Raw genomic sequence first — 14,302 nt, 5'->3', positions numbered from 1 at the left:
GATTCGGCATAATCGCCAAATCCTTAATTCCAAAAAATTATGGCAGCTTTTTTAGGAACAACCGCTACAATTTTCAGCAGGAGCTTCTTTTGCTTCGATGTAGGTAAGCATAATTACTGCAGCTATAACCAGCGCACTGCCGGCAGCAACCTGCCAGGACAATGCCTCGTGAAATAACATTACCCCGGCGACTAAGCTTACAATAGGCTCAAGGGTGCTCAGGATGGAAGCGCTGGACGGGCCGATAATCTTTATACCCTTTATAAAAAGTAGAACGGCTAGAGAAGTACAGAAAAAAGCAATCAAAGTTACATAAAAGAGTCCTTCTGGAGTCACGGGCGGAGGCCATTGCCCTGTAATAACTATTAAAGCAAATGAGATAAGTGAAGAAACCGACAGTACGTTAAATGTCAAAGCATAGCTGTTTACTGCTTTCATTTTGGGGTGAGCAACACCAGCTACATAAATAGCAAACAATACTGCTGAAAGGGAGGCTATAAAAACGCCAAAGCGCTCAAGTTTTATCTCCTCCACGGCTGTCATCAAGTATACTCCCACCAGTGACATTACCAACGTAGACCACTTACCTGCTCGCAGTCTTTGCCTAAATAGAAACAGCGAAAAAAGCATTACTATGACTGGGTAGAGGTAATGTAAGGCGGTGGACACGCCCACTCCTATGTAGTTATAAGCGATATATAAGCTAAGCAACGCACCCGTATATCCGATGCTACCAATGAAGATGACCAGCCTAAATTGCTCTTGCTCCAATTTATACGGAATCCTTTTATATCTCATAAAAACATATAAGAAAGCACATGCAATTAAAGCGCGTAAAAACAGCACGTGATAAGCTGTCAGCCCCGTGGTATAGGCCAATTTGACCCAGACAGGCATAATGCCGAATGCAACCGATGATAAAATTGTATAAGCCACTCCATCCAATCTTACCATTTTTACCTCACTATTATTTTAAATCTTGCAAAGCAAAAAGCTGTGATCACCGCACAGTCCTGTAGGGAACGATCACAGCTGCAATCTTATCAGTTTCTTTTGTCAGTTTCTTTTGCTTTCAAAAAATTCTCTCATGATGTTTTTACATTCTTCTTCCCTGATTCCAGCAAAAACTTCCACATAGTGGTTAAGATATTTGTTCTGAACAAGGTTAACAATGGATTCAACTGCACCGGCTTTAAGATCGGCAACTCCATAAACAAGCCTTTCAATACGGGATTGCACTATAGCCCCGGCGCACATGGGACACGGTTCCACCGTAACATACAGAGTGCAGCCTGTCAAGCGCCAAGACCCCCGCTTCTCGGCCGCCCGGCGAATAGCTAAAATTTCTGCATGAGCAGTAGGATCGTGCAGCTGCTCTTTTAAGTTATGGGCTTGTGCAAGGATTTTGCCCTGTTCAACAATTACAGCTCCAATTGGCACTTCCCCGGCTGCTAACGCTTTACGGGCTTCCGCCAATGCCAAATCCATATAAAAATGGTGGTTTATGCTACTCACCACCCGTATAAAATAGCAAATGGTGCGCCCGGAGGGACTCGAACCCCCGGCACGCGGTTTAGGAAACCGCTGCTCTGTCCACCTGAGCTACGGACGCATGCTGAAAAGTATAAAATTGGAGGCCAGAGACATCTGTCCCCAATCTCCAATATTTTATGGCGCGCCCGGCAGGATTCGAACCTGCGACCACCAGATTCGTAGTCTGTTACTCTATCCAGCTGAGCTACGGGCGCATATGGCGGAGAGAGAGGGATTCGAACCCTCGAGACAGGTTTATTCCCGTCTACTCGCTTAGCAGGCGAGCGCCTTCGACCTACTCGGCCATCTCTCCGCATTGAATTTAATGGTAATACCTGAAGCGGTTGATAGTTATTACGGTAGTTATTGGTATATAAACCAACAACTATCAACTATTAACTGCTAAGAAACAAAGTTTATTATACAACATTTCTGCTAATAAATCAATTGTCAGTTTCAACCATTTGTTAAATGTGGCGGAGGGGGTGGGATTCGAACCCACGGCCCCTTTCGGAGTCACTGGTTTTCAAGACCAGCTCCTTAAACCGCTCGGACACCCCTCCACGCAATCAGCTTTGTTGGGGACATACTTCAGAAGTATGTCCCCTGACCTATTGACTTGTCAGCAATGCATAAAACAGTATAGCACAGGGCTTTCATTTTTGTCAACGCAGCGTGCCAGGTTAATTATGGCTGCATTATCTGGACGCCGCCCATGTAGGGTCTCAGTACTTCGGGGATTACAACGGAACCATCGGCCTGCTGGTAATTTTCCAGAATGGCAGCAACTGTCCTGCCCACAGCAACGCCCGAGCCATTAAGAGTATGGACATAAACAGGCTTAGCTTTTTTATCCGGCCGGTACCTGATATTAGCCCGCCTGGCCTGGAAATCCTCAAAATTGCTGCAAGAAGAAATTTCCCGGTAAGTATTGAAGCTGGGCAGCCACACTTCCAAATCATAAGTTTTGGCGGAAGAGAAGCCTAAATCCCCGGTACACAAGCTTACTACCCGGTAAGGCAAACCTAAAAGCTGCAACACTTCTTCCGCATCATTAACCAGTTTTTCCAACTCATCGTACGAATTTTCCGGGGCAACAAACTTGACCAACTCCACTTTGTTAAACTGGTGCTGACGGATGAGGCCCCGGGTATCCCTGCCGTGGGCACCGGCTTCCGCCCGGAAACAGGCGCTGTAGGCAGCGTAGTAAATGGGCAGGGCTTCCCCCTCCAGAATTTCTTCCCGATATATATTGGTGACGGGGACCTCGGCAGTAGGTATCAAATAATAGTCGGTATTTTCCAGCTTAAACATATCCTCGGCAAATTTAGGCAGCTGCCCCGTGCCTGTCATGCTGGCAGAATTGACTATAAACGGGGGAAAAATTTCAGTGTAGCCATGTTTCGTAGTATGTAAATCCAGCATAAAATTGAACAATGCCCGTTCGAGTCTAGCCCCTACGCCTTTTAAAAAGGTAAATCTGGCCCCCGTTATTTTCCCAGCCCTTTCAAAATCGAGAATTCCCAGTTTTTCTCCCAATTCCCAGTGGGGTCTCGGCTCAAAAGCAAATTCCGGCACCTTACCCCATTTTCTGATGACCACATTATCCTCCTCGCTGCTGCCTACAGGTACTGATGCATGCGGGATATTGGGCACTGTTAACAAAGCCGCATTTAAACGCTCTTCAATGTCCCTGACAACTTCATCCATTTCCTTGATTTTTTGTCCTACCAGGCGCATTTCTTCCACCATGGCAGCAGTATCCTCACCCGCCATCTTTTTTTTGCCAATCTCTTCGGACACTTTGTTCCTTTGGCTTTTCAGCGCCTCAACTTCCGCCAGTTTTTCCCGGCGTTCCTTGTCCAGCTCAAGAAACTCCGACAGAGCGACGCTTGCACCTCTTTTCTTGAGCCCTTCTATAACTTTTTCCGAATTAGCCCTGACAAATTTAATATCTAACACTTCCTGGCGCCCCCATTTTGTAAATCTTGATCAAAAGCTAAGATTATTATCTATGGTATAACTTACCGCCTCTATTTGCAACTATATAACAGATAGATTGTCCCAAAAAGATTAAAAATATGATTACCAGACCTGGATTTACCAACGGATCTTGCCTCCCCAAACGGTGTGCTAAACCTCAGCTGCCTTTTAAATTTATGGATAAAACTATATGCATTGCATGAGACCAGAGCAAAGGTTTGGCAACTTCTCCCCATTTCTGGACCCATTCCTGGTATTTATGGGGAAATTGTACCTTTTGGTTCACTTGCTCCGGCAGTTGACCGTATTCGTCGGCTTGAGCCTCAATCCAGTCCAGCAGCCTTTGGGCTTCCTCCCGTTGTCCTTGTAAGAGATAATACCAGCCAAGCCAGGCAGTTAGCAGGATCCATTGGCCGCCACCGTAATAAGTATCCCCCAAGTAACGGTACAAGCCCTGCTGCTGCAGTTCCGCCGTGATTCTATCTACTGTTTTTTGCATCAACGGGTGGCCCGGTTCAACCAAACCGAAGGGAACCACCAGCCACAGCAAGCTGGAATCTACCTTGTCAGTATTTACTGCTTTAGTGAAGTAGCCGGGCTTGGCAAAATTATCAAAAATAAACTGCTCTATGTTGGCCAGGATAACCTCATTCACCAAATTGGGACGGAACTCTTCCAAACTTTTCAGTCCTCCATAGATACTAGCCAACGTTGAAGGATGACGGTCCTTGTTTTCTTCCCAGCAGTCCAGACACTCCATCCCCCACATTTTCTGCAGGTACTGGGCAACGGACCGGACCACCTCTTCCGACTCATTCAGGATATGTTCCGAACCCACCAGCTTGCAGTGTTGAACTATGCCCCACAGGTAGGTCCCATACCCGTCCAACTGGAAATTGCCCCAAGGCTCAGTCCCCTCCTCTCCTTCCAGAGTAAAACGGGCATGGAGAAAATCGTCATCATGCCAGTTGCCGGAACAGATTTTAGCCTCCAGTTTTTCCAGCTTCGGCAGATATTTGGCCAGGGTATTGTTTACCCAGCGGTAAAAGGCCAGGCTGCCGGCATGTTCCCGCACCAGATCAAGAGCATAGGCGCAGAAAGTGCCATCCCTGAGCCAGCTGTAATTATAGACCGGGAAAAAAGGGGAGGCGGGAAACGCCCCGCTCCGGTGTTGGTAAAGGGTTAAAACGGCAATGCTTTTCTTTAATAAATCCATTTCGACCACCTCAGGTATCAGTGTATCCAATTGGTACCTGTTATAAGCAAACAGTAAAAAACTCACCTTACATTTCATAAGGTGAGTTAGCTTGTAAACAATCTCATAGACAAAGCTCGAATGTATTATTTCGCTCTGGACAAGCTCGCACGCGTTGACTTTTGGCAAAGCCGCCAGCCCAGAGCGAAACCAGTCCCGCTCCATAATAACATTCGAGCTCATAATAGTTTGTGGACAGTCTGACTCACCTACATTCATAAGGTGAGAAGCCTTAATAAAATTATTCCTCAATATCTTCTTCCTCCCGGGAGGTAACCCTGGCTACCGCTACCACCCGGTCATTTTCTGCCAGGCGCATGATAGTAACACCTTGGGTCATTCTGCCCAGGCGGGAAATATCATCCACCCCTACCCTGATCATAACTCCTTCCCCGGAAATAACCATGATGTCATCGCCAGGCTCTACAACCATCAATGCCACCAGTTTGCCGTTGCGTTTAGAGATTTTAATGGTGTAAATGCCTTTCCCGCCCCTGGACTGGGACCGGTATTCTTCCAGTGATGTTCTCTTGCCAAACCCGTTTTCCGTTACAACCAAGAGGTCTGCGCCTTGCTTAGCATAGGCCAATCCTACCACCTGGTCACCGTCTTCCAGGGTGATTCCTTTTACCCCGCGGGCTGTCCGTCCCATACTGCGCACTTCTTCTTCCGGAAAACGGATTGCCATGCCGTTTTGGGTGCCCAGGATGATCTCCTGTTTACCGTCAGTCAGCTTGACGCCAATTAATTCGTCTTCCTCATCGAGATGTAGAGCAATGATTCCATCCCGCCGTGAGGTATCAAATTCATTCAAGGGCGTTTTTTTGACTACGCCCCCCTTAGTCGCCATAAACAGGTACCCATCCTCGTCAAAGCTTTTTACGGGTATTACCGCTGTGATCATTTCTCCATTATTCAGGTATAGCAGATTGACAATAGCTGTGCCTTTCGCCTGGCGTCCCGACTCAGGTATTTCATGTACCTTCAGCCTGTATACCTTGCCCCGGTTGGTGAAAAACAATAAGTAATGGTGAGTAGTGGTGATAAATAAATGCTCAACAAAATCTTCATCCCTAGTTGTCATGGCGGTTACCCCCCTGCCCCCCCGCTTCTGGCTACGGTAGGCAGCCGCCGGCATCCTCTTAATATAACCATTATGGGTAATGGTGATAACTGCATCTTCTTCCGCAATCAGGTCTTCCGCTTCAAAAGAATGTTCTTCGGCGGTGATCTGGGTCCTGCGGGCATCAGCAAACTTTTCTTTGATCTTCAGCAGCTCATCTTTGATGATGCCCATAAGCATTCTCTCGTTGGCCAAGACTTCACTGAGGTAAGCTATGGTTTTAATCAGTTCACGGTATTCTTCCTCCAGCTTCTCCCTCTCCAGGCCCGTCAAGCGATGGAGCCGCATATCAAGAATAGCGTCTGCCTGTTTTTCACTGAGCGTAAATTTTTGCATCAATGCTATTTTAGCTGCTTCCCGGTTGGCAGACTGGCGGATGGTCTGCACTACCTCATCCAGGTTCTTCAGGGCAATGCGCAGGCCTTCCACAATATGGGCCCGTTCTTCAGCCCTGTCCAGGTCGTAACGGGTCCTCCTGGTCACTACCTCCTTTTGGTGGTTCAGATAGTGCTCCAGCACCTGCTTTAAGTTCAGCACTTTTGGCTGGCCATCAACTAACGCCAGCATAATGATACCGAAAGTCTCCTGCATCTGTGTATGCTTATAGAGCTGGTTTAAAATTACCTTGGCGTTGACATCCCTGCGCAGTTCAATGACTACTCTCATTCCGGTACGGTCCGACTCATCCCGCAGGTCGGTAATACCGTCGATCTTTTTATCTCTGACCAAATCCGCAATTTTTTCCACCAACTTGGCTTTGTTGACCTGATAAGGCAACTCAGTTACTACAATTCTTTCCTTGCCATTGTTCATGCGTTCAATCTGAGCTTTAGCGCGGATTTTCACAACTCCCCTGCCGGTGTTGTAAGCCGATTTTATGCCGGTCCTGCCCAGAATAATGCCGCCGGTGGGAAAATCAGGCCCTTTAATAGCCAGCATCAGCTCTTTAACGGAGATTTCCGGCTCATCTATCATCTTAGTTAAGCCGTCGATAACCTCCCCTAGGTTGTGGGGCGGAATATTGGTGGCCATTCCTACTGCAATCCCCGAGGAACCGTTGACCAAAAGGTTGGGAAAACGGGAAGGCAGTACTACTGGCTCTTTTAAAGTCTCATCGTAGTTAGGAATAAAGTCAACGGTATCTTTTTGAATATCAGCTAACAGCTCGGCTGCGATTTTGGACATTCTGGCTTCCGTATAACGCATGGCGGCCGCAGAATCGCCGTCAATGGAGCCGAAGTTGCCATGCCCGTCAATTAATGGATAACGGGTTGAAAAGTCCTGAGCCAAACGGACCATGGTATCATAAACCGCTGTATCACCGTGGGGATGGTATTTGGCGAGCACATCCCCTACCACCCTGGCAGATTTCTTATGAGGCTTATCTGCAGTCATGCCCATCTCGTACATAGCGTACAGGATCCTGCGGTGAACAGGCTTTAAGCCATCCCTGACATCGGGTAAGGCCCGTCCCACGATAACGCTCATGGCGTAATCAATGTATGACTTTTTCATTTCCTCTTCTATATTTACGGGGAGGATTTTCCCGTGAACATATTCAGCCATGCAATCACTCCTCTCTATTTTCGGGTGTTGAAAAACAGTCTGTCATGCTTTTGTGCCAAACTTTTTGGACACCCTTGTCAGCCAATTTGAGATATTGTTTTTATGCTCATTCCAAGTAAAAAATAAGTTGCCTAATTATTAATTATAACCTATTCTAGCTAATTTTACCTAGTTTCAATCAAATCTTAAAATAGATAATGTTTTGCTCCTATTTACATGACGAGTCATAAAAGGTATACTATGGAAAATAATAAGCAAAAACATGCGCAAAGGAGAAACGAGGATGGGAAGAATTATCGTCACCGTTGTGGGAATCGACAGGGTGGGCATTATTGCTGAGATAACTTCCACCCTGGCCAAAAACAACATTAACATCCTTGATATCAGCCAAACAATTATGCAGGACTTTTTTACCATGATCCTGATCGCCGATATGGCAGCGTCCAGCGTTGATTTGCCTGCTTTAAAAACAGAACTGGAAAAGATTGCCATAAAGCTGGGCTTGCAGATTTCTGCCCAAAACGAAGAAGTATTCCGCTTTATGCACCGTATCTAGCGCCTGTGGGTGAGTTCCAGTTCCTTGTCCCCAGAATCGGCTAAAAGCCGCATCCTTAGTCCTTGGTCGTTAGTCCTTAGTTGCATGTATGGCTTTTGTGGACTTATAAAACCATCAGTCACTGGTCATCAGTATTTGTGAAGCCAAACGCTAATTGCTGAGAGCTGATGGCTGATAGCTGACGGCTGAAAACCAACGACTAATGACTAACGACGGCGTTAGCCTGCCGGTGACTGAGTAGTAATTTCCAATTTGCTTCTTTACTAGACTGCCTGAAAAGGAGCTGTAAAATTATGCATCGCTTCTCATTGCATCCTGTAGAAATCATGGAAACTCTCCAGATGGTGGAAAAGGAAAACCTGGATATTCGTACCATCACCATGGGCATCAGCTTGTCTGATTGTGCCCATCCTGACCCCCGCATTGCCTGCCAAAAAATTTATAACAAGATCTGTCGATATGCCGAGAACCTGGTCAAAACAGGTGAAGAAATAGAATCTGAATATGGCATACCTATTGTCAACAAAAGAATAGCTGTTACACCCATCTCTTTAATCATCGGAGCATCCGAAAAGTACAACTGTCTGGATTTTGCTAAGGCCTTAGATAAAGCCGCCGAAAACGTGGGTGTTAATTTTATCGGTGGTTTTAGCGCTCTGGTCCATAAAGGAGCAACCAAAAGCGATTTGGATTTGATTCAAGCAATCCCAACCGCTCTGGCAAATACCGCCAGAGTATGTGCTTCCGTCAATGTTGGCAGCACCAAAGCGGGAATCAATATGGATGCGGTTTTACAAATGGGTAACATCATCAAAGAAACCGCAAAGCTTACAACAGCGGAAGGCGGTTTGGGCTGCGCAAAACTGGTGGTATTTTGCAATGCACCTGAGGACAACCCTTTTATGGCAGGAGCTTTCCATGGCGTTGGCGAACCGGAAGCAGTCATCAATGTGGGAGTAAGCGGACCAGGAGTTGTGCTAAACGCCGTCCAAAAGCATCCGGAGGCTGACCTGGGAACTTTGACAGAAATAATTAAAAAGACCGCTTTTAAAGTAACTCGTATGGGCGAACTGGTAGGCAGGGAGGCATCTAAAAGGTTAAAAATTCCCTTTGGAATAGTAGATTTATCCCTGGCACCCACCCCTGCCAGAGGAGACAGCGTGGCTGCAATTCTGGAGGCTATGGGCTTGGAGACGTGCGGCACCCATGGAACCACTGCAGCGCTGGCTATCCTCAACGATGCCGTGAAAAAAGGCGGTTCTATGGCCTCTTCCTATGTAGGAGGTTTAAGCGGCGCATTCATACCGGTGAGCGAAGATGCCAACATGATTGCTGCCGTTGCCAAAGGGGCCTTAAGCATTGATAAGCTGGAAGCCATGACCTGCGTTTGCTCCGTGGGCTTGGATATGATCACCGTCCCCGGTGATACACCGGCTGAAACAATAGCAGCTATCATTGCCGATGAAGCAGCCATCGGGATGATTAATAACAAAACAACCGCAGTCAGAATTATTCCGGCTCCCGGTAAAAAAGTGGGGGAATGGGTGGAATTCGGCGGCCTCCTGGGGAGAGGCATAGTCATGCCTGTCAACCGGTATGCTTCCAATGACTTTGTAAAACGTGGCGGGCGGATTCCCGCACCGCTCAATGCATTGACAAATTAGTAAGGGCTGGTAAACCAGCCCTATTTCTATTTGCCTTCTATGATCTTTTTTGCCCTCCACAGCTCATCGCTTTCAGGCTTATTAATCTCCACCATTTGCTCTCCGTCAAGCAGCACTTTGCGATTTCCTGCAACTACTTTGCCGATGACAGCAGCTTTTATCCCCTTTGCCTGCAGTTTCCCTACTAAATTCTTTCCATTCTGAATTGTAATGAGCATGGCCCCGCTGGAGATCAGTTTCAACGGATCAATACCCACAACATCACAAATTGCTTTCGTTTCCGAAAAAAGCGGTATACAATCTTTATTTACTTCAATACCGACTCCCGAAGCCTCGGCCACTTCAAATAAGGCGCCCAGAACCCCGCCTTCGGTAACATCATGCATGGCGGAAGCTCCAAATTTTGCAGCCAGCAACCCTTCCTGAACCACACTGATCCACTGCATAAAGTTTTTGGCATTTTGCAGCAAATCACTAGGAATAACATTCTGCAAATAATGCTCGTAATCTGTTGCCAGGATAGCAGTGCCTTCAATACCGGCCCCTTTGGTGAGCACAATATCATCTCCCGGACGGGCCCCGGATGATGTCACTAAATCGCCTTTTTTTACTTTCCCAACGGCGGTAGCACAGAGAATAGGCTGGACCAGTCCACCGGTAAACTCGGTATGACCGCCGAAAATTTCGATTCCCAGCTCTTTTGCAGCCCGGTCTGCTGATTGCATAATCTTTTCCACATCTTCATCGGTTGCTTTTTCCGGCATTAAAATTGTCAGCATCACGCCAACAGGCTCAGCGCCGTTGGAAGCAACATCATTGCAGGAAACATGTACAGCCAGCCAACCGCTGTCGGAAACAGCTCCGGTGATGGGATCGGAGGAAAAAACGCAGCACCATTCATCCAGCGCTATGGCGGCGGAATCTTCGCCAATGGCCGATCTTAGAATAACCTCTTCCCTTTTGTTCCCGGTATATGGAAATACCCGGCTCAGCAAAGCGGAAGCATCGAGCTTTCCAGCATTCATTTTAACAACTCCTTGTTTCTTCTCTTATAATTCTTATAATCATGATATTTGGCACCTTACCTTGGGAAGCATAACCTACCAAATATCCTTCCACGCCATGAATTACAAAACTGATAGGGGCCAAAACAGGAGCGCCCAGCAGTAAATCAGCTACAGCAGAACCCACGGCGCCTACCAAAGCCCCGCCTCTCTTTCCCAAAAGCAAGGCGCTGGTAAGAATTACTGTTTCCCCCAAGTGAAAGTATAGTCTTCCACTGAAAGCCGGTATTTTAACCAAAGAAATAGCCAAAACAGTGACGGCGGCTAAAATCGCGGTATAAGTAATTTACTTTGTGGCAACCTTCAAGCTTTACCACCCCTTTTATCAAAATTGTAATTTATGTACCGATACATTGTCGTTACTTTATAATGGTCCCAAACAATTATAGCTGAAATAGACTGCAATGTCACTGCTACAAATCGGGTATTAATTCCAGCAACTTATCAAATAAAAAGGGGCTGACCTAAAAGCAAATCAAGGTCAGCCCCATTTTTTATGATTTATTTTTCTTAATTCCTTTTAATTTTTAAACCTGAAACAGCCGGTCGATAAATCATTTTTCTCCGCCGAGATTTTCTCCTTTGCTTGGAGTCATGCTGCCGTTTATGACTTGTAGTAACACTCACTTATCATAGCGAGCGCTGATTTGGGCAGCCGATTCATTGGCTTCCCTGGCCTCAAGGCCGGCGGCAGCCAAAACATTAGCCTGATGCTCCGGCTGGATTTGGTTAGTGTTATGGCTGCGGCTGTTGTAAAAATATAAGTCAAAATGGCCGTTAAAGTTGTTATCCTTAATACTTTCCACGCTGTGGGGCATTCCTGCTATTGATGCCGCCAGCAGCCGCGAGCCCAGCTGCAGCAGTACGGGCCTGGTGGACCAGCTCCAGCCTTGCGGGTAAAGAGAAGCCATCACGGCAGTATCGGCAGCAGTTAACGGCTCGGAATCAGCATGGCTGGATCCGCCCAGATGGCGGATATTAAACTTTTTACCGGTCTGCCAGTCTATAACTGTAGCCACAGCTCCCGGATTGTAAATCCAACGGGCCCATTCCCAGGGCAAAAATTCCCCGTATTGCTCTTTTTTTACCCCTATAGGGCCTGAAACTTTGACGGCAGTACGGCCTTTCGGAATGTACAAAGGTTGCCCAGGCATCAGCGTATCGGAATGCAGCTGGTTGGTTTGGTAAATCGCTTCTACGGTGGTGCCAAACCAGGCAGCTATTTGGGCAAGGGTGTCCCCTGTCTTGACCCGGTAAAGCGTAACAGCGGCGGTATTTTCTGCAGTATTGTCGACAGCGTTTTCTTCCTGTTCAGGGGGAAACGCAGCCGATGCACCGGGCAGCAGCAGGATCTGCCCTGCCAGAATATTATCATCCGAAAGTTTATTGATCGATTTTAGCATTTCTACACTTGCTTGCTTCTCCCTTGCAATACTCCACAATGAATCTCCGGATTTAACTACATAGGCTGTATAAGCGCTTGGCGCCACAGGAATGCGCAGTATTTGCCCCGGATAAAGGGCATCGGAGCTGAGGTTGCTAGCCTTTTTGATGCTTTCAATGCCGGTGCCGGTTCGATTAGCTATTAGAAACAAGGTATCGCCCTTTTGTACTGTATAGCTGATGCTTTCCGCCTCAAGACTCACAGGAAGAAAGAGCTGCTGGCCTGGAGTAAGGTCTGTACCTGTCAGGCTGTTTAACTTTTTCAGTTCTTCCACAGTGGTGCCATAGCGCTGGGAGAGCAGCCATAACGTATCACCTGCAGCAACGGTGTACTTTTGAATAGCCGGCTGGGCTTGTGCTGGCAAAGCTCCGGAAGAGAAAAATAATGAAGATGCCAGAGCAGCAGTAAAAATTGTGTGCTTTAACCCACGAAGTCGCAAAAGAAAATCCCCTCCTAGATTCGATCTTCATTGGTGTATTTCGACTAATTTCCCCACCTTTTTACATGGAAGACTTCGCCGGTTATGGATATTTTCCTTTTGGTAAATGATAGCAACTTTAAGCTGTTTTAGCCTCCAATTTTACTAAAATCATAAAAAAACGTGGCCGAAAAGACCACGTTTGCTTTAAACTATTTAATATTCACTTGTCTCTGCAAGCTCCGGTTTTTTGGCAAAGATGCGGGCCAAAACAATGCTCAGCTCATATAAAATCAACATGGGCCCGGCCATTAAAAGCTGGGAAACTACATCGGGTCCCGGCGTCAATGCGGCCGCTATAGTCACTACCGCAAGAATTGCATACTTGCGCTTTTTGGCCAGCGTTGCATGATTAATGATACCCAGGCGTGCCAAAAAAATTGCTACCAAAGGCATCTCAAAAATAAAACCAAAGGGCAGCACAAAACCCAGTAAAAAGGAAATATACTTGCTGATAGAAATCATAGGAGTTAAGCCGGTGCTTACTCCGGTTAAAAGAAACAAAATGGCAAAGCGTAAAACCACTTCATAACTGAAGGCAATTCCCCCTGCGAATGCCACCACCGAAGCAGGAAAAAGGATAAAAACCAATTTTTTCTCCCTGGCGGTCAAAGCAGGCAAAATAAAGCTGAACACCTGCCATAAAATAACAGGCATGGCTAAGACTAGACCTGCCAGCAAACTGATCTTCAACTTGGTAAAAAAAGCTTCGGTAATGGTGATTTGCACCAAAGGAACATTCAATTCTTTTACCGGCTCTATTAAAAACAAAAACAACTGTTCGCGGAAGGTAAAATATACAATCAAAGCCCCGGCCATTAGAGCAATTACTGAAATAATTATTACCTTCCTCAGTTCCTCCAGGTGTTCAATAATTGTCAGCTGATCTTTCGCCATATGACCACTCCAGAAGCCAACGGAGATTTTCTACTTCTCCTCTTTTACCTGCTCTGTTACATCAGAAGCAGCGTTTTTAAATTCCCTGAAACTTTTTCCGATGGCCTTGCCTACCTCGGGAAGTTTACCAGGCCCAAATATAATCAAAGCAATGCCTAAAATTAAAATCAGTTCCCAAGGTCCTATACTGGGCAGTATTCCAAACATCAAAGCAACCCCCTCAAACGTTTATAATGCATTATTCGCTATCTGCTAGTTTTATCCTCCCGGGCAAGATTATTATTTAATAAAGATCGGAAATGAAATTTCATCCAGTTAGGAGCTTTATAAGCTGAAAATTTTGCGCACGCGTTGTTGCAGAGATTATGCCAGAATTATTTAAATTAAATTGCAGGAATTTTATATTTTTTATAGAAGATTATTTTTACGAAAATATTATCTGAAGTGGATAAGTTTTATACTATTTATTAAAAAAGCAATTTCCGCTGCTTTTTCAGGCTATCTAAATATCACGTGCTGCCTAATGCACGACTGAAAAAGATATTGGGTTCCGGTAAACACTCTTGCCAGAATTCCCTAAGGAACAGATCCTCGAGGATGTAATCCTTGGGGATTTTGTTCTTTTTGGAAAATTTTACAGGATGTAGTAACCTATCGTCCTTGAAAGAGGTGGTTACAGCGAAATAGAATCAACGAATTCTTCAACTGCAAAAAAAATTAGGAGTTGGGTATTAAAATT

The 14,302-nt window shown here is 46.1% G+C and carries 12 protein-coding genes and 4 tRNA genes; 2 read left to right on the top strand and 14 right to left on the bottom strand.

The genetic code is table 11. The features are described 5' to 3' along the window. Positions 1 to 51 precede the first annotated feature (51 nt). The 9 genes from EYS13_RS13260 to gyrA all read right to left on the bottom strand — a co-directional run bounded on the left by EYS13_RS13260 (position 52) and on the right by gyrA (position 7,460). Positions 52 to 954, bottom strand: a complete 903-nt coding sequence (locus EYS13_RS13260; RefSeq protein ID WP_227763651.1) for a DMT family transporter — start codon at positions 952 to 954, stop codon at positions 52 to 54. A gap of 102 nt (positions 955 to 1,056) precedes the next feature. Beyond that, entirely contained in the window at positions 1,057 to 1,506 is a 450-nt protein-coding gene (tadA, locus tag EYS13_RS13255) for a tRNA adenosine(34) deaminase TadA (protein WP_227767945.1), read from the bottom strand. 29 nt (positions 1,507 to 1,535) lie between these two features. Continuing rightward, a tRNA-Arg gene (locus tag EYS13_RS13250) sits at positions 1,536 to 1,612 on the bottom strand. Positions 1,613 to 1,671: 59 nt separating this feature from the next. After that, a tRNA-Arg gene (locus tag EYS13_RS13245) sits at positions 1,672 to 1,748 on the bottom strand. A gap of 3 nt (positions 1,749 to 1,751) precedes the next feature. Next, a tRNA-Ser gene (locus EYS13_RS13240) sits at positions 1,752 to 1,846 on the bottom strand. A 161-nt stretch (positions 1,847 to 2,007) separates the two neighbouring features. Continuing rightward, positions 2,008 to 2,096, bottom strand: a tRNA-Ser gene (locus EYS13_RS13235). Positions 2,097 to 2,220: 124 nt separating this feature from the next. After that, positions 2,221 to 3,495: a serine--tRNA ligase gene (gene serS / locus EYS13_RS13230; protein ID WP_227763649.1), complete on the bottom strand. Its 1,275-nt coding sequence runs from the start codon at positions 3,493 to 3,495 to the stop codon at positions 2,221 to 2,223. 178 nt (positions 3,496 to 3,673) lie between these two features. Then, positions 3,674 to 4,732 (bottom strand): glycoside hydrolase family 15 protein, encoded by a 1,059-nt coding sequence (locus tag EYS13_RS13225; protein ID WP_227763647.1) that lies wholly within the window; start codon positions 4,730 to 4,732, stop codon positions 3,674 to 3,676. Between the two features lie 280 nt (positions 4,733 to 5,012). Then, entirely contained in the window at positions 5,013 to 7,460 is a 2,448-nt protein-coding gene (gene gyrA / locus EYS13_RS13220) for a DNA gyrase subunit A (RefSeq protein WP_227763639.1), read from the bottom strand. Positions 7,461 to 7,743: 283 nt separating this feature from the next. Here gyrA and EYS13_RS13215 point away from each other — a divergent pair, with 283 nt between their 5' ends. Together EYS13_RS13215 and EYS13_RS13210 are read left to right on the top strand one after the other, a co-directional pair. After that, a complete protein-coding gene (locus EYS13_RS13215; RefSeq protein WP_227763637.1) occupies positions 7,744 to 8,016 on the top strand; it encodes an ACT domain-containing protein in 273 nt (90 codons plus the stop codon). Between the two features lie 293 nt (positions 8,017 to 8,309). Next, the gene (locus EYS13_RS13210; RefSeq protein ID WP_227763635.1) at positions 8,310 to 9,680 is read left to right on the top strand and encodes a PFL family protein; all 1,371 of its coding nucleotides are present in this window, start codon (positions 8,310 to 8,312) and stop codon (positions 9,678 to 9,680) included. Positions 9,681 to 9,706: 26 nt separating this feature from the next. Here EYS13_RS13210 and EYS13_RS13205 read toward each other — a convergent pair whose 3' ends face one another. The 5 genes from EYS13_RS13205 to tatA form a co-directional block, all read right to left on the bottom strand. Further along, positions 9,707 to 10,705: an AIR synthase family protein gene (locus tag EYS13_RS13205; protein ID WP_227763627.1), complete on the bottom strand. Its 999-nt coding sequence runs from the start codon at positions 10,703 to 10,705 to the stop codon at positions 9,707 to 9,709. Between the two features lies 1 nt (position 10,706). Further along, entirely contained in the window at positions 10,707 to 11,030 is a 324-nt protein-coding gene (locus tag EYS13_RS13200) for an ECF transporter S component (protein ID WP_340641287.1), read from the bottom strand. 337 nt (positions 11,031 to 11,367) lie between these two features. Continuing rightward, positions 11,368 to 12,627 (bottom strand): LysM peptidoglycan-binding domain-containing protein, encoded by a 1,260-nt coding sequence (locus EYS13_RS13195; RefSeq protein ID WP_227763625.1) that lies wholly within the window; start codon positions 12,625 to 12,627, stop codon positions 11,368 to 11,370. Between the two features lie 195 nt (positions 12,628 to 12,822). After that, positions 12,823 to 13,563, bottom strand: a complete 741-nt coding sequence (gene tatC, locus EYS13_RS13190; RefSeq protein ID WP_227763615.1) for a twin-arginine translocase subunit TatC — start codon at positions 13,561 to 13,563, stop codon at positions 12,823 to 12,825. 30 nt (positions 13,564 to 13,593) lie between these two features. Then, complete coding sequence (gene tatA, locus EYS13_RS13185; RefSeq protein ID WP_227763599.1) at positions 13,594 to 13,770, bottom strand: twin-arginine translocase TatA/TatE family subunit; 177 nt, start codon at positions 13,768 to 13,770, stop codon at positions 13,594 to 13,596. Positions 13,771 to 14,302: the final 532 nt, after the last annotated feature.

Source organism: Zhaonella formicivorans (assembly GCF_004353525.1).
Lineage (GTDB): Bacteria > Bacillota > DUOV01 > DUOV01 > Zhaonellaceae > Zhaonella > Zhaonella formicivorans.
Note: the sequence above shows the minus strand (reverse complement) of the source record. Positions and strands in the feature narration are given on the sequence as shown.